Annotated in this window: 27 protein-coding genes and 1 pseudogene; 16 read left to right on the plus strand and 12 right to left on the minus strand. The window is 64.2% G+C overall.

Features of this window, described 5'->3' with window-relative positions:
• Positions 1–48: 48 nt before the first annotated feature.
• A complete protein-coding gene (locus K663_RS19220; RefSeq protein ID WP_022684344.1) occupies positions 49–708 on the minus strand; it encodes a cation transporter in 660 nt (219 codons plus the stop codon).
• 75 nt (positions 709–783) lie between these two features.
• Here K663_RS19220 and K663_RS19225 point away from each other — a divergent pair, with 75 nt between their 5' ends.
• From K663_RS19225 to K663_RS19240, 4 genes are read left to right on the plus strand one after another with little or no spacing between them, the layout of a single operon-like run.
• On the plus strand, positions 784–1188 hold the full coding sequence (locus K663_RS19225) for a MerR family transcriptional regulator (RefSeq protein ID WP_022684343.1): 405 nt from the start codon (positions 784–786) through the stop codon (positions 1186–1188).
• Between the two features lie 56 nt (positions 1189–1244).
• Complete coding sequence (locus K663_RS19230; protein ID WP_062121685.1) at positions 1245–1880, plus strand: cation diffusion facilitator family transporter; 636 nt, start codon at positions 1245–1247, stop codon at positions 1878–1880.
• Positions 1877–2521, plus strand: coding sequence for a class I SAM-dependent methyltransferase (locus K663_RS19235; RefSeq protein ID WP_062121686.1), 645 nt, complete (start codon positions 1877–1879; stop codon positions 2519–2521). Before K663_RS19230 ends, K663_RS19235 begins: the two co-directional genes overlap by 4 nt.
• A gap of 15 nt (positions 2522–2536) precedes the next feature.
• Entirely contained in the window at positions 2537–3079 is a 543-nt protein-coding gene (locus K663_RS19240; protein WP_062121687.1) for a hypothetical protein, read from the plus strand.
• Here the strand turns inward: K663_RS19240 and K663_RS19245 are convergent.
• The 8 genes from K663_RS19245 to K663_RS19280 form a co-directional block, all read right to left on the minus strand.
• Positions 3065–5059: a cytochrome c/FTR1 family iron permease gene (locus tag K663_RS19245; RefSeq protein WP_083536048.1), complete on the minus strand. Its 1995-nt coding sequence runs from the start codon at positions 5057–5059 to the stop codon at positions 3065–3067. The two genes, K663_RS19240 and K663_RS19245, sit on opposite strands and share 15 nt — an antisense overlap.
• A gap of 171 nt (positions 5060–5230) precedes the next feature.
• Complete coding sequence (locus tag K663_RS19250; protein ID WP_062121807.1) at positions 5231–5620, minus strand: copper-binding protein; 390 nt, start codon at positions 5618–5620, stop codon at positions 5231–5233.
• A 22-nt stretch (positions 5621–5642) separates the two neighbouring features.
• Positions 5643–8771 carry an efflux RND transporter permease subunit gene (locus K663_RS19255; protein ID WP_062121688.1) on the minus strand — a complete coding sequence of 1043 codons (3129 nt, stop codon included), beginning with the start codon at positions 8769–8771 and terminating at the stop codon, positions 5643–5645.
• Positions 8768–10252: an efflux RND transporter periplasmic adaptor subunit gene (locus tag K663_RS19260; protein WP_062121689.1), complete on the minus strand. Its 1485-nt coding sequence runs from the start codon at positions 10250–10252 to the stop codon at positions 8768–8770. The genes K663_RS19255 and K663_RS19260 overlap by 4 nt, the downstream gene beginning before the upstream one ends.
• Positions 10249–11478 carry a TolC family protein gene (locus tag K663_RS19265; protein WP_028056251.1) on the minus strand — a complete coding sequence of 410 codons (1230 nt, stop codon included), beginning with the start codon at positions 11476–11478 and terminating at the stop codon, positions 10249–10251. Before K663_RS19265 ends, K663_RS19260 begins: the two co-directional genes overlap by 4 nt.
• Positions 11479–11612: 134 nt before the next feature.
• Positions 11613–11885: a hypothetical protein gene (locus tag K663_RS19270; protein WP_022684328.1), complete on the minus strand. Its 273-nt coding sequence runs from the start codon at positions 11883–11885 to the stop codon at positions 11613–11615.
• A 72-nt stretch (positions 11886–11957) separates the two neighbouring features.
• Positions 11958–12320 (minus strand): hypothetical protein, encoded by a 363-nt coding sequence (locus tag K663_RS19275; RefSeq protein ID WP_028056250.1) that lies wholly within the window; start codon positions 12318–12320, stop codon positions 11958–11960.
• Positions 12321–12370: 50 nt separating this feature from the next.
• Complete coding sequence (locus tag K663_RS19280; RefSeq protein ID WP_028056249.1) at positions 12371–12808, minus strand: DUF411 domain-containing protein; 438 nt, start codon at positions 12806–12808, stop codon at positions 12371–12373.
• A gap of 400 nt (positions 12809–13208) precedes the next feature.
• Here K663_RS19280 and K663_RS19285 point away from each other — a divergent pair, with 400 nt between their 5' ends.
• Positions 13209–13493, plus strand: coding sequence for a hypothetical protein (locus K663_RS19285; RefSeq protein ID WP_044663285.1), 285 nt, complete (start codon positions 13209–13211; stop codon positions 13491–13493).
• 18 nt (positions 13494–13511) lie between these two features.
• On the opposite strand, the gene K663_RS19290 is transcribed toward K663_RS19285, so the two are convergent.
• Positions 13512–13730 (minus strand): hypothetical protein, encoded by a 219-nt coding sequence (locus K663_RS19290; RefSeq protein WP_022684269.1) that lies wholly within the window; start codon positions 13728–13730, stop codon positions 13512–13514.
• 507 nt (positions 13731–14237) lie between these two features.
• Between K663_RS19290 and K663_RS19295 the strand changes: the two genes are divergently transcribed.
• The 9 genes from K663_RS19295 (at position 14238) to K663_RS19340 (ending at position 20614) form a co-directional block, all read left to right on the plus strand.
• Positions 14238–14597: a hypothetical protein gene (locus K663_RS19295; protein ID WP_022684268.1), complete on the plus strand. Its 360-nt coding sequence runs from the start codon at positions 14238–14240 to the stop codon at positions 14595–14597.
• A gap of 114 nt (positions 14598–14711) precedes the next feature.
• Complete coding sequence (locus K663_RS19300; RefSeq protein WP_022684267.1) at positions 14712–15068, plus strand: hypothetical protein; 357 nt, start codon at positions 14712–14714, stop codon at positions 15066–15068.
• A gap of 168 nt (positions 15069–15236) precedes the next feature.
• Entirely contained in the window at positions 15237–15689 is a 453-nt protein-coding gene (locus tag K663_RS19305; protein ID WP_022684266.1) for a heavy metal-responsive transcriptional regulator, read from the plus strand.
• Positions 15690–15984: 295 nt separating this feature from the next.
• Complete coding sequence (locus K663_RS19315; protein ID WP_022684264.1) at positions 15985–16329, plus strand: hypothetical protein; 345 nt, start codon at positions 15985–15987, stop codon at positions 16327–16329.
• A gap of 27 nt (positions 16330–16356) precedes the next feature.
• Positions 16357–18279, plus strand: a complete 1923-nt coding sequence (locus K663_RS19320) for a 2Fe-2S iron-sulfur cluster-binding protein (protein ID WP_044663286.1) — start codon at positions 16357–16359, stop codon at positions 18277–18279.
• A complete protein-coding gene (locus K663_RS19325) occupies positions 18279–19007 on the plus strand; it encodes a hypothetical protein (protein ID WP_044663287.1) in 729 nt (242 codons plus the stop codon). Before K663_RS19320 ends, K663_RS19325 begins: the two co-directional genes overlap by 1 nt.
• Complete coding sequence (locus tag K663_RS19330; protein WP_044663288.1) at positions 19004–19726, plus strand: hypothetical protein; 723 nt, start codon at positions 19004–19006, stop codon at positions 19724–19726. Before K663_RS19325 ends, K663_RS19330 begins: the two co-directional genes overlap by 4 nt.
• Positions 19713–20159: a DUF1622 domain-containing protein gene (locus K663_RS19335; RefSeq protein WP_044663289.1), complete on the plus strand. Its 447-nt coding sequence runs from the start codon at positions 19713–19715 to the stop codon at positions 20157–20159. Before K663_RS19330 ends, K663_RS19335 begins: the two co-directional genes overlap by 14 nt.
• Before the next feature lie 14 nt (positions 20160–20173).
• Entirely contained in the window at positions 20174–20614 is a 441-nt protein-coding gene (locus K663_RS19340) for a four-helix bundle copper-binding protein (RefSeq protein WP_044663290.1), read from the plus strand.
• 146 nt (positions 20615–20760) lie between these two features.
• Here the strand turns inward: K663_RS19340 and K663_RS19345 are convergent.
• Positions 20761–21261, minus strand: a pseudogene (locus K663_RS19345) (HAD hydrolase family protein); the annotation flags it as partial.
• Positions 21262–21723: 462 nt separating this feature from the next.
• The gene (locus tag K663_RS24705; RefSeq protein WP_062121690.1) at positions 21724–21945 is read right to left on the minus strand and encodes a hypothetical protein; all 222 of its coding nucleotides are present in this window, start codon (positions 21943–21945) and stop codon (positions 21724–21726) included.
• Between the two features lie 397 nt (positions 21946–22342).
• Here K663_RS24705 and K663_RS24710 point away from each other — a divergent pair, with 397 nt between their 5' ends.
• Together K663_RS24710 and K663_RS19360 are read left to right on the plus strand one after the other, a co-directional pair.
• On the plus strand, positions 22343–22741 hold the full coding sequence (locus tag K663_RS24710; protein ID WP_066764827.1) for a hypothetical protein: 399 nt from the start codon (positions 22343–22345) through the stop codon (positions 22739–22741).
• A gap of 149 nt (positions 22742–22890) precedes the next feature.
• Positions 22891–23220 carry a hypothetical protein gene (locus K663_RS19360; RefSeq protein ID WP_021224454.1) on the plus strand — a complete coding sequence of 110 codons (330 nt, stop codon included), beginning with the start codon at positions 22891–22893 and terminating at the stop codon, positions 23218–23220.
• The last annotated feature ends 218 nt before the right edge of the window (positions 23221–23438 follow it).

A 23438-nucleotide genomic window follows, 5' to 3' on the forward strand; every position in this document is an offset into this window, starting at 1 on the left:
GGTCGTCGCAGTGCCGCGACTGAAGGAAACTGAATGCGGCGCGTAAGATCAGATCGACTGCTCGGCGGTTGGCATCGAATTTCCGATTGATGGCTTCGAGCTTCGCAGTTCCAGGCTCGCCTGACGGATGATTTGCGCACCCCCCCATAATCCCAAGGTCGCCATGATCCCTGCGACGATGATATCGGGAAATGCCGATCCCGTACCAAAAACGCCTAGCGCCGCGAACAGTACGGCGACATTGCCGATGGCATCATTGCGCGAACAAATCCAGACCGAGCGCATGTTCGCATCTCCGCTGCGGAAGCGATACAGCATGAGGGCGACGCCGCCGTTGGCCAGAAGAGCAACGAAACCGACGATACCCATCACCTCGGCATGAGGCACGGTGCCCTGTGAGACGGCCCAAAGCGCGCTCAGCAACACGTACAATCCAAAGCCGAAGATCGTCGCGCCTTTGACCAGCGCGGCACGGGCTCGCCAGCCAAGCGCGAGCCCGGCCACGCCAAGGCTGATCGCATAGTTCGCGGCATCGCCGAGGAAGTCGAGCGCATCTGCCTGCAACGCCTTGGAGCCCCCCAATATGCCGGCGGCCAGTTCTGCTGCGAACATCAGAGCATTGACGGCGAGCGCGATCCACAGCGCGCGCCGCCAGGCGGGGCTGTTTGTGGGGCCGCCTTTGTCAGCTGCGCAGCTGGAACATGCCATCGGTCGGGCTCTCGCATTCTTAGGACGGCCCTCTATATGCACCCTATAGCAACTACAGGGTCAAGAGGATTTCTGATGCAGATTGGTGAACTGGCCCGAACTACCGCGACGAAGGTCGAGACTATCCGCTTCTATGAAAAAATCGGGCTTCTTCCGGAGCCGGGCCGTACCTCTGGAAATTACCGCGACTATGGAGCGGCGCACCTCGCACGGCTTTCCTTCATTCGAAGGGCCCGCGACCTCGGATTCACGCTGGACCAGGTGCGCGAGCTGCTCACTTTGTCCGACGATCGTAGTCGGTCGTGTAGCGCAGTCGACACGGTTGCCCGGGCCCACCTTGCGCAGATCGACCAAAAGATCGCCGATCTTCGTGCGCTACGCCGGGAGCTCGACGAATTGATCGGCCAATGCAGCCAGGGTGCGATTTCCGATTGCCGGATTATCGAAGCGCTCGGTCCTTCGGCCCAGAACGGGCATTGACCCTGTAGTAACTAGAGGGTGCAGACTTCCGCAACGACTCGCTGCGGAGATGATCGATGAGCGACTGTGGATGCGAAGCCGATACCGCCCGCGCCGAAACGGATCCCGGCTACAAGCGGGCCTTGTGGATTGTCGTAATCCTCAATCTCGGGTTTGGGGTCTGCGAGCTTGCGGGCGGCTTTGTCGCAGGCTCCCAGGCTCTCAAGGCGGACTCGCTGGATTTCATCGGCGATGGATCGATCACCTTGGTGGGCCTCATCGCGCTTTCATGGTCTGCGGTGGCGCGAACTCGAACCGCGCTCGTCCAGGGCCTGTTCCTTGCCGCTCTTGGGCTTGGCGTCATTGCCTCGGCGCTCTGGCGCATCTTCAACGCGGTGCCGCCTGAGGCGGACCTGATGGGGGGCCTTGGTATCATTGCCCTCATAGTCAATGTGTCGGCCGCGCTGATCCTCGCCCGCTTCCGCGATCAGGGTGATGCTACGTCGCGCGCTATCTGGCTGTTCTCACGCAATGACGCTCTGGCCAACGTCGCAGTAATCGGCGCAGCAGCACTGGTTGCCTGGACAGGGCAGGCATGGCCCGACCTGCTGGTCGCTGGGGTCATCGCCTTGCTGTTCCTGCACTCGGCCTATGACATCATCCGTGATGCCCGCAAGGAGCTGACCGAGCACGGTCAGCGAGCTGTGCAGTGAACGCACGTGCGTACACACCGCCGCTGGGAAAGGGCAAAACGGCCGACTACGACGTCGCGATACGGTTGTGGACGCGCGAGATGCGCTGGCGCCGCGCCATGCTGAACGTGCTTGCGGCCCGGCCGCGCGAGACGATCCTCGATGTCGGCTGTGGCACCGGAAGCTTTGCCGCCATGCTCAAAGCTTCCGAGCCGGCCGCGCGCGTTATCGGTATCGATCCCGATGAAGAAGCGCTGACCATCGCACGCGCAAAGGCCGATGCTTCGGCTCTGGATATCGCGTGGGAGCAGGGCTTCGCTAGCGATATTGACGCAAGGGGAGCCGACGCGATCGTTTCGAGCCTGATGTTTCATCAAGTTCCGATGGCGGAGAAGCGTGCCGCCCTGAGCGCGATGTTCGCGGCGCTTCGGCCCGGCGGGCGGATCGTTATCGCCGATTATGGCCGGCAGAATGGGTTGATGCGGATACTGTTCCGACTGACCATTCAGCGGCTCGATGGTGTCGCCGATACGCAGCCCAATGCGGATGGGCTCCTGCCCGAACTGGTCAAGGCTGCGGGCTTCCGCAAAGTGCGCGAAATCGAGCGTGTCCACACCGTTACCGGCACAGTCGGGCTCATCGTCGCCTCCCGGCCCGACTGAATCGAGGCGAGGGCGATGGATCTGGCAGGAGAGCAGCGGCAAATCCGAAAGCGGTCCGGGCTGGCGTTTCTCCTTTGCGCGGCGGTTTCGGCCGGAAGCGTCCTGTTGCTGCCAAAGGTCATGTCCTTCCCAGTGGCGCTCGCCGACCGTCTGGCCTTCGCGATCCAGACCAGCGCCGTCCATTTCCTACTTGTCCTGGTGGCGGTGCGGCTCGTTTCGAGCGGACGCTATCGTTCGCAGGCTGACATTGGCGGGGCGGCCAGGGGCCCGCCCAGTCCGGCGATCGCCGTCAAGGCCGCGTTCCTGCAGAATACCCTCGAGCAGTCCTTCCTGGGCGTCGGTGGCCATTTACTCCTCGGCTCGGTCGCGGAGGGGCGATGGTTGGGACTGTTGATTGCCTCGCCGGTGCTTTTCACGATTGGCCGGGTGAGTTTCTATCGCCGTTATTCTAGCGGCGCTGGTGCCCGCGCCTTCGGGATGGCGACAACCGCGCTGGCAACGCTCACCTGCTATCTGACTGCTGCGGCTTTGATCGCCTTTCGACTATTTGGCGGGTGATGTTGCCGACGCGCTGGCGGCCGAACGACGACCGCTGAACCAGAAGCCGGCGGCAAGAACCACGATGGCGGCGATCTGCGCCAGCACGCTCTCTTTCGTCGGAAAGAGACCCAGGATCTCGATGCGCGGCACGTCCACCAGCGGCCTTACGCCGAGGATGCCGGCCTCCTGCAAACCCGCGATGCCCTTGCCGGCGAGCACGACGGCCAGGATCGCGATCAATATCGAGCTCCAGGCAAAGAACTGGGTAATTGGCAAGCGGGCGCTGTAGCGCAGCATAATCCACGCGATGACGGCAAGAAGACCGGCGGCGGTGGCGGCGCCAGCGAGCATGGCCGCGCCATTTCCTTCGGCCCAAAGTGCCGCGTAGAAGAGGATTGTCTCGAAGACCTCCCGGTATACGACAACGAAGGAAAGCAGGAACAAGAACCAACCCGAGCGGCGGGAAAGCGCGGCAGTAACCTTGGCCTTCACGTAGCGCTGCCAAGCTTCGGCGTTGCTCTTGCCATGCATCCAGATGCCGACGCTGAGCAGGATCACCGCAGCGAAGAGCGAGCCGAAGCCCTCGGTGAGCTCCCGCGAAGCGCCGCTCACGGTTATGAAGTAGGTTGCAGCGAACCAGGTGGCGACACCGGCTGCGAGGGCTACCACCCACCCACCGTGCACATAGCCAAGCACGTCCGGGCGATCGGTTTTCTTCAGGAAGGCGATCATCGCGACAACGATCAGGAGTGCCTCGAGCCCCTCGCGCAACAACACGCCGAACGCACCCAAGAAGCTGGACGCCCCACTTGCCCGTTCCGGCGCGAGCGCCGTCTCCGCATCGGCGAAAAGATTGGCGAGGGAACGGTTCGCGGCTTCCACCTCGGCGGCGGGGCGGCCTTGCCCGATGGCGGCCCGCAGTTCGGCCATTCCCGTCTCGATGCGCGCTAACAGCGCGGCGTCACGTGCGGATAGCACCGGCTCAACCGGCTCGAAGCCGTCGAGGTAGGCCGAAAGCGCCAACTCGGCCGCAGCTTTGCGATCGCCCGCGCGATAGGCGGTGAGACTTTCGGCGAGGCGCTCGCGCGTGAGCGCAAGCGAGCCGCCGGCGCGAGCAGTGACGGTGTCGGGATGGCGGCGCAGGAAGGCGGTAAGCGCCACAGCGTCCTTCGGGCTAAGGTCGCGGGCCAGAGCGGCCGGCGTTGCCCCGACCAAAGCCGCAAGGTTGGGATATTTTGATCGAATATCGGAGCGCTCCCGCCAAAGGCGTTCGCCCTGAGTTGCGGCAGTCTCCGGATAGGCGAAATGGCCGACATAGAATGCCAAGGCCCAGCGGTCTCCTTCCGGTAGCGCCTCGAAGCTCTGCATGGCGGTGCCGTCCAGGCCCTGGGTGATGACCTGGTAGAGACCGAACAGGCTGCGCTGGTCGGCACGCTCCTTGTCGGTGAATGCGATAGGTGGCGGATCGAGTTTGGCCGCATCCGGTCCGCGCCCGTCGCCGTTCATACCATGGCAGCTCGCGCAATTCTCGGCGTAGAGCTTGGCGCCCCGGCTGAGATCGGGGGGAGAGCTCGGGGCCAGCGGCACCGGATAGGCCGCCAGTAGCGCCGAGGCGAGAAGATGCGATTGCTCGGCGACGACAGCGGGGGCCGCCTTGGCGGCGATCGCGCTTCGCAGCGCCGCAGATCGCTCGAGAAGGGCTGCCTTGGCCGGCTTTGCTGGTAGCGCCTTTAGTCGGGATTCTACCTGGGATGCGAACTCGGTCATTTCGCCATATTCGGCCGAGCTAATCACTTTGCCGTTCGAGACGGCGCCGGCGTAGTCGACTCCGATATAATCGAGCAGCCGCCAGCTGGTTTGAACGTCCGCATCGCTCGCCAATGCTCGTCCGGGGAGCGCGAACACGATCAGGATAAGCGCCAATGCGACGAGATGGGCTGTTGAGCGCCGCCCGAGGGCAAAGTCGGCAGAAATGGCAGCAGGCAAGTATAGGCGCATTTGCGAGTCTCTGATAAGAATTGTTCGCAACTTGCACCCTGTAGCAACTAGAGGGTCAAGCGGCATTGCGCCCGGTCGCCCAAGCCGGTGCAACGCGATCGACTTGGGCAAGGATCATGAGGCGGGGGCGGAATGACATTGCGCTCCGCCACCCGGAAGACGGAACGGTCCTTATTTCTTGCTGATCGCCGTGATCTCGCCGGCATTGCCGTCGAGCTTCAGCTGGAAATTCACTTCATCGCCCACCTTCACGCTGTCGATCAGGGCCGGGGCCGCCTTGAACGCCATCGTCATCGCCGGCCAGTTCGCCTCGGCGATCGGACCATGGTTGAGCGTGATCGTTCCGGCGCTCTTGTCGATGGCCGTCACCTTGCCGGTGCCCTTCGCCATCTTGGCTGTAGCCGACATCTCCATTTTACCCATGTCGCTTGCCGTCGCATTGGTTTCCGCAACCGCAGGCGACGCCGTGTTCGTGGCCGCTGTCTCGTTGGACTCGGTCTCTGAGCCGCAGGCGGCGAGCGCGATAGTGAGGCCGAGAACGGTCAGTGCGTGCATTTTCATCATAGTCTCCTTTCGTGGTGCTTCATGGTTTGGTGTGAAGGGACCGTCGCCTCAGAAGCAGATAGGCGGCGGGGATGACGAACATGGAGAGGAGCGGCGCGGTCAGCATCCCGCCGACCATGGGCGCGGCGATACGGCTCATCACCTCCGAGCCGGCGCCCGATCCGACGAGGATCGGGAGGAGGCCAGCGATGATGACGGCGACCGTCATCGCCTTGGGGCGGACCCTCAGCAGCGCGCCCTCGCGCACCGCCACTGCAATATCCTCCTGCGATGGCGCTTCGCCGCGCGCTTGAAGGGCGTCCTTGAGGTAGATCAGCATCACCACGCCGAACTCGGCGGCGACGCCGGCGAGCGCGATGAAGCCAACGCCCGTCGCGACGGACTGGTGGTAGCCGAGCAGGTAGAGGATCCAGAAGCCGCCGGTGAGCGCAAAGGGCAGGGTGCCCATGATAAGCGCGGCTTCGTCGAGGCGTCTGAAGATCAGGTAGAGCAGGAGGAAGATGATCGCGAGCGTGGCCGGCACGACGATCTTCAGCCGGTCGAGCGCGCGCGCTAGGTACTCGAACTGCCCGGAATAGGCGAGGCTGACCCCGGGCGAGAGCTTGACCTGGCGTGTCACCGCTGTTTGCAGATCGTCAACCACTGAGGTGAGATCGCGTCCGCGAACATCGATATAGACCCAGGTCGATGGCCGCCCGTTCTCGGTCTTTAGCATCGGCGGTCCATCGCTGATCGCGATCTGTGCGACGCTGCCTAGCGTGATCTGCTGGCCCGATGGCGTGAGCACGGGAAGGGCGCGTAGCGCGTCCGGACTGTCGCGAAGTTCGCGCGGGTAGCGGACGTTGATCGGATAGCGCGCCAGTCCCTCGACCGTCTGGCCGACATTCTCCCCCCCGATCGCACCGGAGACGATTGCCTGGACATCGGCGATGTTTAGACCGTAGCGCGCGGCGGTCGTCCGATCGATTTGGACATCGACATAGCGCCCGCCGGTTAGCCGTTCGGCGAGCGCGGAGCTGACGCCGGGCACGCCTTTCGCGACCCGTTCCACCTCGCGCGCGACATGGTCGATGGCGGCGAGGTCCGAACCGGACACCTTGACCCCGATCGGGCTCTTGATGCCGGTCGCCAGCATGTCGATCCGGTTGCGGATGGGCGGCACCCAGATGTTGGCGAGGCCGGGCACCTTTACGGCGCGGTCGAGCTCCTCCACCAGCTTGTCGGGGGTCATGCCCGGCCGCCATTGATCGCGTGAGCGGAAGCGGATCGTCGTCTCGAACATTTCGAGCGGGGCGGGATCGGTCGCGCTCTCCGCGCGCCCCGCCTTGCCGAACACGCTCTGCACCTCAGGCACCGACTTGATCATGCGATCGGTCTGCTGGAGGAGCTCCGAGGCTTTCGCGGCCGACAGGCCGGGCAGGGCGGAGGGCATATAGAGGAGATCACCTTCGTTCATGGCGGGCAGGAACTCGCCGCCGAGCCGCGACACGGGCCAGGCGGTCGTCAGGAATACGAGGCCGGCAAGGACTAGCGTCGCCTTGGGCCGCTTCAGCACCCAGTCGATGGCGGGGCGGTAGGCTCTTGTCAGTGCGCGATTGACCGGATTGGCCTGCTCGGAGGGAATCTTGCCCCGGATGAGCCAGCCCATCAGCACCGGCACGAGCGTCACGGACAGGATCGCCGCCGCCGCCATGGTGTAGGTCTTGGTGAAAGCCAGCGGCGCGAAAAGACGCCCCTCCTGCGCCTCAAGCGTGAAGACCGGGACGAAAGAGAGCGTAATGATGAGGAGCGAGAAGAAGAGCGCGGGACCCACCTCGCGCGCTGCGTCGGTGATGACGGTCCAGCGCGCCGCCCCAGCCAGCTCTTCGCCCGGATGATCATGCTCCCACTGCTCGATCCGTTTGTGGGCATTCTCTATCATCACGATCGCGGCATCGACCATGGCGCCGATCGCGATCGCAATGCCGCCCAGTGACATGATGTTGGCGTTGACGCCCTGGAAGTGCATCACGATGAAGGCCGCCAGGACGCCGAGCGGCAGCGTGACGATGGCGACTAGGGCCGAGCGCACATGCCAGAGGAACAGGGCGCAGACGATCGCCACGACGACAAACTCTTCGGCGAGCTTGTGCGTGAGGTTCTCGATCGATGCGTCGATGAGCTGCGAACGATCATAGGTGGGTACGATCGCGACCCCGCGGGGCAAACTCTTCTTGAGAATCTCGAGCTTGTCGCGCACCGCCTGGATGGTCGCGCGGGCATCCGATCCCGAGCGCAGAATGACGACGCCGCCAGCCACTTCGCCGTCGCCGTCGAGTTCGGCGATGCCGCGGCGCATTTCGGGGCCAAGCTGGATGGTCGCGACGTCGCCGAGCGTGACCGGCACGCCGCCTGCCGCGGTGCGCAGCGGTATGGCGCGGAAGTCGTCGAGCGACTGCAGATAGCCCGAAGCGCGCACCATATATTCGGCCTCGCCGAGTTCGAGGACCGAGCCGCCGGTTTCCTGGTTGGCCTGCCCGATCGCGGCGACGGCCTGCGCGTGCGTGATGCCGTATCCGGCGAGCTTCACCGGATCGAGCACGACCTGATACTGCTTGACCATGCCGCCGATGCTGGCAACTTCGGCCACTCCCGGCAGGCTCTTGAGCTCATAGCGCAGGAACCAGTCCTGCAATGATCGGAGCTGGGCGAGGTCGTGTCCGCCGGTGCGATCGACCAGCGCATATTGATAGACCCAGCCCACGCCGGTCGCGTCGGGACCGATCGCGCTTCTCGCCGTCTCCGGCAATCGCCCTTGCACCTGGTTGAGATATTCAAGGACGCGCGAGCGCGCCCAATAAAGGTCGGTGCCGTCCTCGAAGATGACATAGACGAAGCTGTCCCCGAAAAAGGAATAGCCGCGCACGGTTTTCGCGCCGGGCACCGAGAGCATCGTCGTTGCGAGCGGATAGGTGATCTGGTTTTCGACAATCTGCGGGGCCTGGCCCGGATAGCTCGTGCGGATGATCACCTGCGTGTCGCTGAGGTCGGGCAGGGCGTCGATCGGCGTGCTGCGCAAGGCAAGCAGTCCGCCGACGACGAGCGCGAGCGCTCCGAGCACCACGAAGAGTCGGTTGTTGGCCGACCAATCAATGAGACGACCGATCATTGCGCCGTCTCGCGGCTCAGCGAGCGAACAACTGGACCTTCCGCCGCCTGGTCGAAGCCGAAGAGAACGCGGTCACCCTTCTTGAGTCCGCGGGCGAGGGCAGGGGTGCCGAGCTTGAACGTCATCGTCATGGCCGGCCATTTGAGGGCGGGGATGGGCGCGTGGCTGAGGGTGATCCGGTCGCCTGCGATGCTCTCGATCCGGCCGTTGGTGCGATAGGCGCCGTTCGCAGGCGCGGCTGCGCGCGGAGCCGGAACCGGCCCGCCGATCGGACGCGCCTCGATACCCGAGAGACTGGCCTCGGAGTCGAGCAGGAACTGGCCGGAGGCGACGACCTTCTCGCCCACGGCGAGGCCGGCGAGGATTTCGGTCTGGCCTCCTGCTTCTGCACCGGTCTGCACCTCGGCAGGGCGGTAGCGCCCTTGCGGCAGCGCCAGCATGACGAGCGCGCGCTTGCCGGTGCGGATGATGGCTTCCGAGGGCACGAGCAGCGCCGAGCGGGCAGCGCGGCCGAGATCGACCGAGGCGAACATGCCGGGGCGCAGGCGCCCGGCTCGATTGGGAAGTTCGATCCGCACGGTGAGCGTCCGGCTTTCGGCGGCGACGCTTGGGAGAATCGCGGCAATCCGGCCCATGAAGCGTTCGCCGGGATAGGCGGCGAGGGTCGCGGTCGCGCTCTGCCCCGGCCGGAGCCTCCCGGCCATCGCCTCCGGCACTGCGGCATTCAGCCACACCGTACCCAGCCCGTTCACCTCTGCGAGTGTCTGGCCGCTCGCGACCGTCATCCCGGCCCGGACGCCGAGCGTCTTGATGGTGCCGCCGGTTGGCGCCGAGATCGTCACCACATTATGCGGTCGCCCGCTCCGTTCGACTGCTGCGACCGTACCCGCAGGCATGCCGAGCAGCAGGAGGCGCTGACGGGCCGCGTGAGCGAGGCCTGCATCGCCGATCCTTCGCACGGCCAGATATTCCGCCTGCGCGCCCGCCCATTCCGGCACCAGGATATCGGCGAGCGGTGCGCCTGCCCCGATCACATCGCCGGGCGCGCGCGCGTAGACCCGTTGGACGAAGCCACCGGTTCGCGCCTGGACGATGGCGACGTCGCGCTCGTTGAACTCGATCGTACCGGTCGCCGTGAGGCTCGATCCCAGTGTCCCGGTCCGCGCTTCCGCGATGCGCAGGCCAAGCGATTGGGTGCGCGCCGGATCGATCGCCACGCCGGTCTCGCCACTCGCTGCCTCGTCGGCATATTTGGGTACAAGCTCCATATCCATGAACGGCGACTTGCCCGGCTTGTCGAAATGCTGGCTCGGGACCATCGGGTCGTACCAGTAGAGGATCTTGCGCCCGCCCTGCGCCGTTGCGGCCGGTGGATCTTCATGGCGCCAAGTCGCCAGGCCATAGCCGAGGGCTCCCGCCGCCAGTGCGAGCGCCGCGGCCGCCGTGCCAAGCTGCGCGCGCGAGGTCATGTCGAATTTCATTCGCTGTTCCCCCCAAAGGTGAGGACGAGCCGCACGGCATCGCGCGCGAATTCGGCCTCCCTGTCGAGCAATTGCAGCTCGCTGTCGGCGAGCATGGTCTGGGCCTCGATCACGTCGAGCAGCCCGGCGCGTCCGGCGGCATAGCTCGCGGTCTCGAGGTTCGCGCGGCTACGCGCGAGCGGCAGCAGCGTGTCGCGGGCGCGCATCCACTGCTCATGGTGCATGGCATGGTCGGCAAGGCCGGCTTCGAGATCGGCGAGAAGGGACCGGCGCATGTCTTCCTGCTCGGCAAGCGCCGCAGCGGCGGTCGCCGCGCTGGCGGCGATCATCGGGTCCTGCCGCCGTTTGGCAAAAAGCGGCAGGCTGACAGTGACGCCGGCCGAAACCATGTCACCATAGCGATCCGCCCGGCGCTGATAGGCGACGTCGAAGCCCCAGTCGGGGCGCTTGTCGGCCCGGGCGATCCCGACGTCCGCCTCGGCCTGGGCGACCCGGGCACCGGCGGCGCCGAGATCGGGGTGGGTGGTTATGGCGGCGCGCAGGGCTGCGGCGTCGATAGTAAGCGCAGGGATATTACCGACCACCTCAGGCGCGGGCTCGCCGGTCCAGCGCGAGAGGATCGCGCGTTGGCGCGCCACTGCGGCGGCGAGCTCGCTCCGGCGGTCTTCCAGCACCGCGAGTGCTTGCCGCACCTGCAGCGTCTGTGCGGGGCGCGCGGTGCCGGAGGCGACGCCGCTCTTTGCCGCGGAGGGAAGGGGGGCGAGCTTGGAAAGTATGCCGTCGAGAGCGGCAAGACGCCGTTCCGCATAGGCGAGATCGATCCATGCCAGCGCGGTTGCGACCTCGACGCGGCGGCGTTCGGACAAAAGTGTCGCCTCGGCAGCTTCGACATCGGTTCGCGCCCGGCTCGTCCGAGCATGGCGCTTGGCGGCGTTGGGAACATCCTGAGAGATACCCACTCGCGCCATCGTCATGCTGTCTTCGACGAAGCTCCCAGCTGGCGGGCCCGATACGGGGAAATTGTCGATACCGAGCCCGAGCTTGGGATCGGGGAGCTGCCCTGCCGCCGGCAGTGCGGAGCGGCGCGCATCGACCTCCAACCCCTTGGCACGGAGCGACGGAGCTTGCGCCTCCGCTCGCGCAAGCGCCTCCTCGAAGCGGAGCGGCCCGGCGAGGGCTGGAGTCGGTAGCGCCAATAGCGGCACGGCGAGGAAAAGGGTGCGCATGAACATCTCCCGTTCGGGGGTTCCCGGCGCGGATCACAAGGCTGCCAACACGGCGCCGACGCGGGGGCTTGATGTCCCGCGCCGGCGCCGCGCGCCTGGCTCTGCTTTTCTGATCTGACGGCCGGGACCCGAGCTTAGCCGGCTGTAGGCTTGTCGCGGCCGTGATGCATCATGCCCATGCATTCATCCGCGCTCATCTTCATCATGTCGCAGTCGCAGTTCGCCATCTGGGCATGATCCGCGACCCAGACGCGCTGCCGGACCGGGCCGGTCGCACGCGGGCCGTATTGCGGCACCGATCGCCATTCATAATGGCCTTGGGTCGAGCTATGCGAGGCATCCGCCCAAGCAGGGGCGGCGACGCTCAGGGCGGCCGCCATAGCAGCCAGAATCATCTTCTTGTTCATCACGAATATCCTTGTCTGAATTGAAAGAGGTCACGGCGCCGCGCGGGAAAGCGCGCGTAAGCAATGGTTCAATCAGCCAAGGTTCGTGGGAGGATCCGGATCAGGACCGAAGGACTTCCCGGCCAGGACGGCGTTGGTCGGCCAGAAGCCGAGGGCGCCATGAATACGCGGCGTGGCAATATCGCCCGCAAGATCAGCGGCGGCCAATGGAACAACGCACCCCATGGCGGCAATGCAGTCGAGTGTAAGGCCCTTGCACGGCTTTTTCTCGGGCGCGGGCTGCTGCTTGGCCATCATGGCCATGCAGTCCGAATCCATCGCCATCGCCTTGGGCGCGCTCATCGCCATCGGAACGCTTCGCGCAGCCGCCATCTGGCCTCCGAAGAGACCCAACAGTGCTCCGACAAGGAGCAGCGAGGCGAAAAAGCGTTTCACGAAGATTGTTTCTAGCAAAAGCCCCTTAGGGAACCAAATGAAGATTAGCGTTAATGGCGAGCGAATACGCGTTGGCCCGAAGGTCCGAACGCAACCACGACATAAGGCTGCGCCCGCTGACCAGTCACTTCCATGCCGGGCGAGCCGATCGGCATCCCTGAAACCGCAAGGCCACTTACGCCGCGGGGACGCTGCGCCAGGAGCCGCTTCATGTCGGCGATCGGCACATGGCCCTCGAAGACCAGACCATCGATCACCGCGGTGTGGCAGGAGGACAGCTGTTGCGGGACGCCCCGCGCGCGCTGGAAGGCTGCGCGTGAGCGATCATCCACGATGGTTACAGGGCGCCGGAACTGCGCGCGGACCTGCTCAGTCCATTTCTGGCAGCATCCGCATCCGGGGTCACGGTGCACCAGAATGGGCGCCGCAGCGGTCGCTGCGTTCGCGATGAACATTGCAGTGAGCGCCGCGATCGATTGCTTTCTCAAGTCACCGTCCTCCAAACCTCAGCCCGGTCCCTGCGCGTGATTGCCATGCTCGTACACATCTCCTGGGTATACGCACCAGGAAGACGGAGCCCTCACATCTGCTCCAAAATTTCGCCGGTCGCACATTGACGGCCTTTTTCTAATGTCAGGGCGACCGTTTGGTTTGCGCGGCCGACGTCGAGGACGTGTTTCTGGTATATGAGGTCGCGAACCCCTGACCTCATTGTGGAATTCGCCGAGCTCCGATTCAGGTGTAGAGAGATCCGCGCCGACGAGCCTAATGGCTGCGCACACTACGTATATCGAGCTTGGACCAAGGACCATAGTCCTGACGACGAAGACCAGATCTTCCCCTCGAGAATCGAGCGGCAATATTCAACATTCTTCCAAGGAGTCGAGTATGACGAAGTTTCTCTCGATTGTGGCCATGAGCTTGCTCTCAATCGGTTCGACCGCGAACGCGCAGGTTCGCACGAATACGAATCCGGTCGCCCAGGCACACGTTGCGGCCGAGACGGCCAAGCATGCCAAGCACGACAAGTCCGAACATTGCGATGCGATGGAGAAGTCCATGGGGACCAACCAACTGCACAGCCACGCGGAGGAAAAGGGCACGATTGCTCAGACTCCGATGAATCGTCAGCATGCCGACTGCCGGAAGATGATGAGGAAGAACAAGAAGTAGGTCGATCGGCTGATGACCTCATCTGGTATCGGGCACCGAATGTGTGTCATGGATGTGCGAACGTCCGGCGCCCGAACCACTCTGTCGATCCACGCATCGATAGCCACCGATTTTCCCGCCGTCGCGAGGCCAGCGCAGAAACAGCAGCACAACGTCGGCGAAGGCGATCAACAATCCGCCAAAGGCGAAGGTGGCGAGCCAGGGCGTATTGAGGTTCTCATGCTCGCTCCAATCCATGATGCGGAGCCCCCCGGGAATCGTAGAGTTGCCATGTCCCGGTCCTCAATCCCGCGACCTGCCGAAGGTGGAAACATAAATTCCCGTGTTGTCTTCGCATTCGCCCCTTATTCGCCAGGCACGCAGCCGGCCCTCGTATCCGACACTTGTGGGCGTCGCGCTGTAAAGCGGCATCGGTGACGCGTTCTTCACGCGTGGATCGATCATCGACAGTGATGCGACTTCCGGGCAGTTGGCGGTGGAACAACGGCTCATCCACACGGATGATTTTAACCAGATCTGAACGGCCTTGCGACCATCTATTGGAAGCGGGCCTCTCCTATCGGCTGTAGAGGGCGGGCACATCTGAGCCTGCTTTACGGCGCGGTCACCAAATAGACCGATGGCTGCGAACACTACGTATACCGAGCTGGGACCCGGGACCATAGTCCTGTTGGCGAAAAAACAAAATCTTCCCCTCGAGAAATCGAGCGGCAGCTTCCAACACTTTTTCAAGGAGTCAAGACGATGATGAAGAAGTCCATCATGGTTGCGCTGGCAGGCATCTCGATGCTCAGTGCTTCGCCGGTATTGGCACAGGGTATCGGTCACACCTGGTTCATGCGCGGTTCGATCGTCGGAACCGATACCAACGGAACGATCGTCTGCATCGGCAAGGCCGACGGCGTTGAGGTCGGGCAGACGCTTGAAGTCTATCGGGTTATCAATCACCCCGGTCCTTCGAAAGGCGTGGCGCCGACCTATCATCGGCAGCTCATCGGCCACGTGACCGTCGACCACATCTACGACGATCACTTCGCGCATGTCTCGGTCAAGGACGGGGCGCCGGCCAAGCATGACATCGTCGAACTGCGCCGCAGCAACTGACACGTTCTCGGCGCCGGCCCGAGCTGTGGCCGGGGCTGAACCGTCCAAAGCTGTGAGAACGGCATTGCCGGCGGCGGCTTATGGGTTTGCACCAAGCTAAGACAGGAGTTCGATATGAAAGCAGTGATGCTTGCAGCAGCAGCGGGGTTGGCTCTGCTATCGGCAGTCCCGGCGGGCGCGCAAGGAATTGGCCACACATGGTTCATGCGCGGTTCGATCGTGGGTATTGATGAAGGTGGCCCGGTTGTATGCATCGGTAAAGCCGATGGTGCGGAAGTCGGTCAGGTTCTCGACGTGTATCGGAACGTCCCCGTACCGGGCGGCTCTTACAAGGGGACGGGACCCGCGTTCCGCCGGCAATTCGTGGGTCATGTGAGGGTCGATCATATCTACGACGATCACTTTGCCCATGTCAGCGTGGCCGACGGCAAACCCGCGAAGCATGACATCGTTGAGCTTCGTAGGGACTAACGAGTCCTTGCCTTCTCGCACTGCGGCCTGTCCCTGGCAGGTGTTCCACCATCGGGGCAGGTACGTAGTCGCCGCGGAGCAGCGATTGCTCTGCAACCGGGAAGAAAAAGGGCCGCAATTCTTCTTGACCCTGGACCACGGTCCAACCTGCAAGATCGAGCGGATGTCATGGGCACCTTTAAGATTGGCGAGCTCGCCGCGGCGGCGGGCGTGGGACGTGATACGATCCGATATTATGAACGGAGCGGACTGCTCCCTGCGCCGGATCGGACTGCCGCTGGCTACCGCCTTTACGGGGATGCCGACCTGGATCGGCTCAACTTCATCCGCTCTGCTCAGGAACTCGGCTTCACGCTGGAGCAGTCGCGGCAGCTCCTCACACTCCAGGCTTCGGATACCGCAACCGCGGCAGCCGTCCTTGAGATTACGCTTGCCAAGATCAGCGAAGCGGAAAGCCGCGTCAGACGACTCTCGCATATTCGGGATATCCTTCGCGAGCTCGCTGAGGAGTGCCCTGGCGAAGTTCCGGCGTCCGACTGTCCCATTCTCGTCTATCTCGCGGCGAAACGTAGTTCGCGCCGCGACGAAGCAATCAAGGAAAAATCGCTGCGGGAGCAGTAACCGTTATCAGGAAGGGAGCACCATGAAGACATGTATTTTCGTCGCAGCAGCGCCAATAATGTTCCTTGCGGCTTGCGTAACGACGCCGCCCACATCGGCGCAGATTGAAAGCTGCAGGGCCATGGAAGGGCAGATGGGCCTGCAGACGCTTCACGACCACAACGAGATGAAAGGGCAGGGGCGTAATCCCATGAACTTGTCACACGAGCGCTGCCAACAGATTCTGCACGACGCTCAATGAATTCATCCGGGTGACACATAGCCACTACGTCTTTCCTTCAAGAGGAGAAGCACCATGAACCTCAAAGACAATCTGCTGCCTCGCACGATCGGATGGAGCTTCGTGCTGACGGCCGCGCTCGCCTTGTCGGCGTGTGACCGCAAGAGCGAACAGACCTTGCCTGCAGCGAGCAACGCAGCGACCGACTCCGCCGTACTCCCCGCCGTCGTGACCGATAATGGCAGCGACGCCCCGACCGACGCGAACAGCGACTATCCCCGGGACGATCATGAAGCGATGGAACGCCATCATCGGCAGGCCATGGACCATGATGCAATGCGCGCCGGCGGCGCGAACCAGAGCGCTCCGGCGCCCGATCCGGCGCCGACGAATTCAGCGATGCCGATGAAGGACATGTAGGGCGCAAGAAAAAAAAGGGAAGAGAGGATGCGTAACCGGATGGGCCTTCGCCGCTGGAGCCTTTGGCTCGCGCTCGCCCTGAGCCTGTCCGCGAGCGCCCAGGCGCAGGAGGGCGAGGATCATGCCGCCCACCATGGCGGCGGAGGCGACGCCTCGATGTCGGCCGACGGGGCGATGTCCGCCCCCTCGGCGCCGGGTTCGTCCGACATGGCGAAGATGATGAACCCCATGATGGATCGCATGATCAACGGCGAGGGGGAAAATGAGCACGGCCACGACTCTCGCCGTGCGGCCTTCTTCTCCCAGCTGCTCGCCTTTCCGGTGCTCGATGAAGCCGCCCGGCAGCGTGTCGCGGCGCAGGCCCGCGACCGGGTGAGCACAGGCCTGGCATTGATCAATGCCGCATCCGCCGAAGGCGCGCGCGCAACGACGATCTCGGCCCGGCTGAATGCAGCTCAGCGTATGCGCGAGGGCACGGACCTGTTCCGCGCTGGCTCTGCCGCACAGGCCGCGATCGGGGGGCTCCAGCCGCCGCGCGAGGTCGCCCTCTCCTGGTTTCGCGATCAGCTTGACATCGACCAGGCCGCGCCCGGCCATGCCGATCACTGGTTCGGCATCTCGCCCTCGCACCTCCTTCTCATGCTGTTCCTGGGACTGGTCAGCGCGACGCTGATCGCGCTACAGATCTTCCGCCTTCGGCGTATCGCGGTGATCGCCGGTGCGGTCGCCAGCGGCAAGGCGTCGGCAAAGCCGGAGCCGACGGCTGCTCCCCCCACTGCGAAGCTCCCGCCCGCGCCTGCACCCATTGCCGACAGCGCAGGCCTCGCGCCGAGCAATGCCGCCGCGCCCGCCGGGGCTTCGCTGCGCAAGCCCAAAAGCTGGGCAGGGCAGCTGCGCGTGGTCCAGATCGTACGAGAGACGCCGACGGTCCTGACGTTCCGCCTTGCGGACCCGAGTGCCGACCGGCTGCCGTTCGACTTCCTGCCGGGCCAGTTCCTGCAGGTCGAGGTAGAGCCCGAAGCGGGCAAGACCGCGCGCCGTTCCTACACGATCGCCTCTTCGCCGACTCAGCGGGCCTATGTAGAGCTGACGGTTAAGCGCGAGGAGCAGGGCGTGGTCTCGCGACACCTGCACGACAAGGTCGTCGCCGACGATCTGCTGAAGGTCAGCGGACCGTTCGGCGCCTTCACCTTCACGGGAACGGATGCCGAGAGCATCGTGCTGATCGCGGGCGGGGTCGGCATCACACCGATGATGTCGGTGCTGCGCTATCTCACCGACACCGCGTGGAAGGGCGATATCTTCTTCTTCTACGGCGCACGGTCGACCGAGGAATTCGTGTTCCGCGACGAACTCGAGCGGCTCGAACGCCGTTTTCCCAACCTCCATGTCGTCGCCGCGATGCAGCGCGCGCCCGGCACCGTCTGGATGGGCCCCGAAGGGCCGATCACCCGCGAGATGATCCTGGCCGCGGTGCCGGAGATCGCGAGCCGGCGGATCCATATGTGCGGCCCGCCGGCGATGATGGGCGCGATGCGCGGCGTGCTGGCGGAGCTCGGCGTCCCCGAAGCGCAGCTGCACACCGAGGCGTTCGGTCCGGCCTCGCTGCCGGCCGACCCCGAGGGTCTCGAGGTCAAGCCCGCGCCCGCGCCAGCGGATAAGGCGTCCCCGACTGTTGAGGTGGCGCCGAGCACGGTGACCTTCTCCGTGTCGGGCGTGTCGGCGGCCTTGCCCGCGGACGAGACCGTGCTCGAGGCGGCCGAGGGCGCGGGCGTCGAGATCCCCTATGCTTGCCGTGCGGGCACATGCGGCGCCTGCGTGGTCAAGCTGTTGCAGGGCGAGGTGACGATGGAGGTCGAGTCCGGCCTTGCGCCCGCCGACAAGGCGCAGGGCTATGTGCTGGCGTGCCAGGCGAAGGGGACGGGCACGCCGCTCGTGGTCGAAGCCTGATGCGCGAACGCAGCGACATCGCCGTCGGCCTGCTGGTCGCGTTCCTGCTGCTGTTCCCGTTCGGCTATCTCGTGCACGTGTCGCCCCGCTTTCCGGGTAGCCTCGCTGGCGGGATCATCGGGATCGCAGCGCTCGTGCTGATGCTGCTGACGCTTCCCTATGTCGCGGCCAAGCACATCGCCTGGGTCGACAAAGTGCTCTCCCGGCTCGTCAGCAAGCCTACCCTGCTCGCCATCCACATCTATGCCGGCGTGCTGGCGCCGATCCTGGGTCTGGTCCACGCCGCGCACAAGCTCGAAAGCCCGGTCGGACTGCTTCTGACCGTCCTCCTGCTGATGACGGTCATCACCGGCTTCATCGGCCGCTACCTGCTTGCCCAGCTTGGTCGGGCGCTGCGCGGACGCAGGTCGGAACTGGCCTCGCTTCGCGCCGCCTTCCTCGAGGAGCCGGCGGCGCCGACGCAGGCCGATACCGCAGCCCCGCCGCTGTCGGGCTGGAAGCGCTATCTGTTCGTCGCCGGGGATGCGTCCGCGGGCCAGCGCCCCCAGGACAAGGCGGGGATCGCCGCAGCGCTGGCCGATACCGAATTCGCGATCCGCGCCGAAGAGGCGACCAACACCCTGTTCGTGCGATGGCGGATCCTGCACATCCTGCTGGGCTGTCTCATCTTCGCGCTGCTCGCGCTCCATGTCGGCGCGGCGCTCTATTACGGGCTGCGCTGGCTATGAGCTGGCAGCGTCTTTCCTACGCCGTCTTCATCGCAGCCCTGCTGGTGATGGTCGCCGCGGTCGCAATCCGGATGCGATCGGACGCGCCGAGGGATGCCGGCCTGGTGGCGCAGCTCGTCTCGCCCGGCCCGCTCTCGAGCGCGCACCAGTCCTTCGCCGGCCAATGCACGGCCTGCCACACGCCGGGCAAGGGCGTCGAAACCCGGACCTGTCTCACCTGCCATGCGGGCACGGATTTCGGGACGAAGCAGTCGACTCAGTTCCACGCGAAAGCGACGCAGTGCACCTCCTGCCACGTCGAACATGAGGGAGAGCGCGGCATCATCCGCATGGATCACGCCGCCTTGCTCGACATGGCAAAGTGGCGGCAGCCTTCGGCGGGCATGTCGACAAACACTAGAAGCCTGACTCCCGAGACCGCGCTCAATTGCGCGAGCTGCCATGCGTTCCGCGATCCGCACCAGGCCCTGTTCGGCACCGACTGCGCGAGCTGCCACAAGACCGACAGCTGGAAGATCGTCAATTATCGCCATCCATCGGTCAATTCGACGCAGTGCGCCGAGTGCCACAAGGCGCCACCCAGTCACTTCATGGAGCATTTCAGCATGGTCTCGCAGCGCGCAGCCGGATCGAAAGCGCGCGTCGACCAATGCTATGCCTGTCACGCCACCGACAGCTTCAACAATATCCGCAAGCGAGGCTGGTATGATCACCATTGAGGCCGACTGGCTGAGCGCCTTCTTCCGGCTTGCGGTGATCGGCCTGGAACTGGCGGGCACGCTGACCATCCTCGTCGGCGCGGGGCTCGCAACCTTTCTGTTTGCGCGGCGGGCGAGGGCGGGCGACCGGACCGAGGCCTATAGCGCGTTCCGCTCGGCGCTCGGCCGCAGCATCCTGCTCGGTTTGGAATTTCTGGTCGCCGGCGACATCGTCAAGTCGCTGGTGATCAACCCGACGCTCGACGATCTCATCGTGCTGGCCGGGCTTGTGCTGGTGCGGACCTTCCTGAGCATCTCGCTTGGGGTCGAGATCAACGGCCACTGGCCTTGGGAGGAAACCCGGATGGCGCGGGAGAAGGCGCGTGCTGCGGCGTTGGATGGGTCGCCTATGACGGCTGAGGCCGCCGGACGCGGCGCAGCGCTCAAGGGATAGCAGATGGGAGGTGCATGATGATCGAGAGACGCGAATTGCTGATGGCCGGCGCCGGCCTTGCCGCCGCTGGAACGCTGGCTGGGCCGGCGGCGGCGCAGCAGCATCGAATGGAAGGGATGGCGATGTCGATGACGGACTGCATCGACGATTGCGTGGCTTCGCACCGCATGTGCCTGGAGACCGCCGCCTGGCTGACGAAGCAAGGCGGCGCGTCAGCCACGGCGTCGCTGATCGCCATGCTGAACGACTGTGCGGAACTGTGCGAGGCGACCGCCAACTCGATGCTGCGCGAATCCTCCCTCCATACCATCCTGTGTCGCGCCTGCGCTGACGGCTGCGAACGATGTGCGCGGGAATGCCTGAGCCACGTCGTGGGCGAGCGGATCAAGCGTTGCTCGGCTACCTGCAAGGATTGCGCCGCCAGCTGTCGGATGATGGCGGACATGGCCAGCTGAGTGTCCTAGAACGCGCCCAGGCGTAGTGGGGTCAAGCAGCTCCGGCACGATTGAAGCGATCCGTCGGCTCCACAATGTGGGACCGCTGCGAAGCTGGGTCGTACGGGCGCGAAAGCGGGACTGGTTAGGTATCGGCGGTAGCGCTTTTAGACTAGCCAGGCAGCGATCGCGCCAACCACCGACTTGGTTTCGGCAACGTCGCGGACTTGCACGGTATCCAGCCCGAGGTGCTTGGCCGGATAATCATTTCCGCCCGGGAAGATCGCGTCACCGAAGAAGATCATCTTGTCGAGTGCGACGCCGGTCTGCTCGGAAAGGCGCTTGAGGCCATAGGCCTTGTCTATCCCTTCGCGCGTGATGTCGATCGATGTCGCCCCGCCGATATTGATGCCAAAGCCTGGCAGCAACGGCTGGAGCAGGGCCTGCAATCTCTTGCGCTTGGCGTGATCGGGATCCCACGTGTCCTTGGCCTCGAGCGGCGCTTGCTGACCGAGCGCGGAGAATGTGATCTGGCTGCCGCGATCCTCGATCTGCTCGCCCCAGATGTTCTCGTTTGCATAGCCCGCCTGCCCGACCGTCTTGATTAGTGCTTCGCGGATGCGCTGGCTTTCGTCGCCGGTGAACAGATCGGCATAGATACGCGTCCATACTTAAACCCCGAGGCCTCCGACAAACCCGGGGCGGTTCAAGTTGATCAATAATCAGCCAGGCGAGCGTTCAATCACTGCGGCACCGATCCGAGTGAGCGTCTATTCCGACAATTTAGCCTGGGCCAGTCCGAGTGGCTGGTTCGGCGGTGGGCCTTGCCACGATCGCGCCGAAGCAAAAGCGGCGTGCGATTTACGTTTCGCTGTTCGCCAACTGCAGCAGGCGGCGTCGCTTTGCAGTGCTCGGGCTAGGCGGAGGCTTTGATGGCCGCCGTCTTCGGCCATCCGCGCCCAGCTTTTGCTAGTAGCCGAACTAAAGCGGACATTGCAGGCTGACCGCCAGCTTCGCAAATTACGTATACTGCCACCTCCAGGCCGATACCATCTCAACGGCAAGCTCCCTGGGGAGCGAGAATCGACCGGGCATGTGTCCGGTCGAACTGAAACTCAGACTTGAAGGAATCATATTTGCGCAAGAAAGCAGCGATTATCGCTTCGCTCGCAGCCTTTGGCGTCCTTGCCGTCGGCGCCGGGCCAGTTCTCGCCGATGGGATGCCGCCGGGCATGCCCGACCTTGAACAGACGCTCAAGGCGAAGCCGGCGCCGGCTCGGTCCGACACGGCCCAGATGCAAGGAATGCGACACCGCGAAGTACGGATGCACGGTGAGATGATGCAGGACCATCGGATCGCTATGCGGGAGATGGGAACCCAGGACGGAGCCTCCCGCATGTTGCATAGGTCGCGGGGCGGTTGCTGACCCTGCATTAAGCCAGCTCCGACCACGAGGCTGGGCGGCCAACGACCGTGGCCTAGTTCAACCGCAGCTTTGGCCCGCCGTTCTCCCACGGCGGGCCAATTGGCTTTTGCACTTCGCTGCCGGCCGCCATCAAGCGGGATCATGAATTCGCTTGAACTTGGGCCATGGTCCACCCCGCACGATCCCGCGCATGCTTGTCGCGATCCAAAGCGGATTCGTAAGTTACGTATACAGACTGCGTCTCGCTAGCAGCATTGAAGCTTCGGAATTGCCGGGATCGGAACGTCGACCGGGCAACAGGACGAACACTCGGAGACCCTCAATGCGACAGACGACATTTCGCGCGGCGACCATCAGCCTCTTCGCGACGCTAACCTTCGCCGCCGGCACCGCTCTCGCCCAGTCGACGCCCGCGCCCGCGCAGACTGCGCCGGCCCATGCCCACCAGCAGGGCATGGATCATGGCGGGCAGCAGATGCACGATCAGATGATGAAGGATCATCAGGCCGGCGCGCAGAAGCAGCAGCGGCAACCGGCCCAGCAGGATCAACAGGGCATGTCGGGGATGGCCGGCATGTCCGGCGGGTCGCCTGCATCGAACGGCTCGGGCATGGCCGGTAAGGCGAAGAGTGGCTGCTGCAAGATGCCGATGAAGAAGGCCAAGCCGGCCGCGAAGAAGACCGCCAAGCCCATGGCCGACAAGCCGATGAGCGACATGTGAAGTTTCCAGCCCCGATAAAACACCCCCCGGGGCTGAGGGCCCGCCGCCGCCCCCGCGGCGGGCCAGTTCTTTGACGATGCCCAGCGTCGCCCCGTGCTCCCAACTTTCAAAGCCGGGACCGAGCAACTGACGTGAGAGAGGAAACAGTGATGCGAAAACATCTTGGCGTCGGTGCTGCTGTTGGCTTTCTGCTCTTTGGCAGCACGCCGCTCCTCGCACAGGGTATCGGCCATAGCTTGTTCATGCGCGGCAAGATCGTCCGTACGGATGCGGGCGGCACAGTGGCCTGCCTGGGCAAAGCCGATGGCGCGCACATCGGGCAGATACTCGAAGTCTATCACGCAACGCCGCGCCACCGCCGCCTTGTCGGTCATGTCGAAGTCGACCAGATTTTCGACGACCATTACGCTCATTTCCGCGTGAGGGACGGGACGCTTCAGAAAGGCGATTGGGTGAGCCTAAAGCGCGTCCGGGCGTAACGCCAGAATTGGAATGCCAAGCGCCGCCCTCCCCAAAAGAAGAATCAGCCGAGTAGCGTGTCTCGGCATAATTCCGATCATGCGTGCGCGAATAGGTTCGGGAGTCGATGAATACTCATCGGCTCCGTTGGCGTGTCTGACCCTCAAAGACCGCGACACCGATACCAAACTACCTTCTGCGGAACTTACTTATAGGCCGCCCGGGCAAAGAGATTACT

Origin of the sequence: Sphingobium sp. MI1205 (genome assembly GCF_001563285.1) — a bacterium.
Classification (GTDB): domain Bacteria; phylum Pseudomonadota; class Alphaproteobacteria; order Sphingomonadales; family Sphingomonadaceae; genus Sphingobium.

Coding starts and splice junctions, on each gene's coding strand:
- K663_RS19240 (WP_062121687.1), top strand. CDS start 2,537: ATGGATCTGGCAGGAGAGCAGCGGCAAATCCGAAAGCGGTCCGGGCTG.
- K663_RS19315 (WP_022684264.1), top strand. CDS start 15,985: ATGAACCTCAAAGACAATCTGCTGCCTCGCACGATCGGATGGAGCTTC.
- K663_RS19265 (WP_028056251.1), bottom strand. CDS start 11,478: ATGCGCACCCTTTTCCTCGCCGTGCCGCTATTGGCGCTACCGACTCCA.
- K663_RS24705 (WP_062121690.1), bottom strand. CDS start 21,945: ATGGTCCTGCATCATCTCACCGTGCATCCGTACTTCGCGGTGTCGCAT.
- K663_RS19360 (WP_021224454.1), top strand. CDS start 22,891: ATGCGAAAACATCTTGGCGTCGGTGCTGCTGTTGGCTTTCTGCTCTTT.
- K663_RS19325 (WP_044663287.1), top strand. CDS start 18,279: ATGCGCGAACGCAGCGACATCGCCGTCGGCCTGCTGGTCGCGTTCCTG.
- K663_RS19290 (WP_022684269.1), bottom strand. CDS start 13,730: ATGGATTGGAGCGAGCATGAGAACCTCAATACGCCCTGGCTCGCCACC.
- K663_RS24710 (WP_066764827.1), top strand. CDS start 22,343: ATGCGACAGACGACATTTCGCGCGGCGACCATCAGCCTCTTCGCGACG.
- K663_RS19260 (WP_062121689.1), bottom strand. CDS start 10,252: ATGAAATTCGACATGACCTCGCGCGCGCAGCTTGGCACGGCGGCCGCG.
- K663_RS19340 (WP_044663290.1), top strand. CDS start 20,174: ATGATGATCGAGAGACGCGAATTGCTGATGGCCGGCGCCGGCCTTGCC.
- K663_RS19220 (WP_022684344.1), bottom strand. CDS start 708: ATGGCATGTTCCAGCTGCGCAGCTGACAAAGGCGGCCCCACAAACAGC.
- K663_RS19330 (WP_044663288.1), top strand. CDS start 19,004: ATGAGCTGGCAGCGTCTTTCCTACGCCGTCTTCATCGCAGCCCTGCTG.
- K663_RS19250 (WP_062121807.1), bottom strand. CDS start 5,620: ATGAAAATGCACGCACTGACCGTTCTCGGCCTCACTATCGCGCTCGCC.
- K663_RS19225 (WP_022684343.1), top strand. CDS start 784: ATGCAGATTGGTGAACTGGCCCGAACTACCGCGACGAAGGTCGAGACT.
- K663_RS19230 (WP_062121685.1), top strand. CDS start 1,245: ATGAGCGACTGTGGATGCGAAGCCGATACCGCCCGCGCCGAAACGGAT.
- K663_RS19295 (WP_022684268.1), top strand. CDS start 14,238: ATGATGAAGAAGTCCATCATGGTTGCGCTGGCAGGCATCTCGATGCTC.
- K663_RS19285 (WP_044663285.1), top strand. CDS start 13,209: ATGACGAAGTTTCTCTCGATTGTGGCCATGAGCTTGCTCTCAATCGGT.
- K663_RS19245 (WP_083536048.1), bottom strand. CDS start 5,059: ATGCGCCTATACTTGCCTGCTGCCATTTCTGCCGACTTTGCCCTCGGG.
- K663_RS19255 (WP_062121688.1), bottom strand. CDS start 8,771: ATGATCGGTCGTCTCATTGATTGGTCGGCCAACAACCGACTCTTCGTG.
- K663_RS19335 (WP_044663289.1), top strand. CDS start 19,713: ATGATCACCATTGAGGCCGACTGGCTGAGCGCCTTCTTCCGGCTTGCG.
- K663_RS19270 (WP_022684328.1), bottom strand. CDS start 11,885: ATGAACAAGAAGATGATTCTGGCTGCTATGGCGGCCGCCCTGAGCGTC.
- K663_RS19300 (WP_022684267.1), top strand. CDS start 14,712: ATGAAAGCAGTGATGCTTGCAGCAGCAGCGGGGTTGGCTCTGCTATCG.
- K663_RS19305 (WP_022684266.1), top strand. CDS start 15,237: ATGGGCACCTTTAAGATTGGCGAGCTCGCCGCGGCGGCGGGCGTGGGA.
- K663_RS19320 (WP_044663286.1), top strand. CDS start 16,357: ATGCGTAACCGGATGGGCCTTCGCCGCTGGAGCCTTTGGCTCGCGCTC.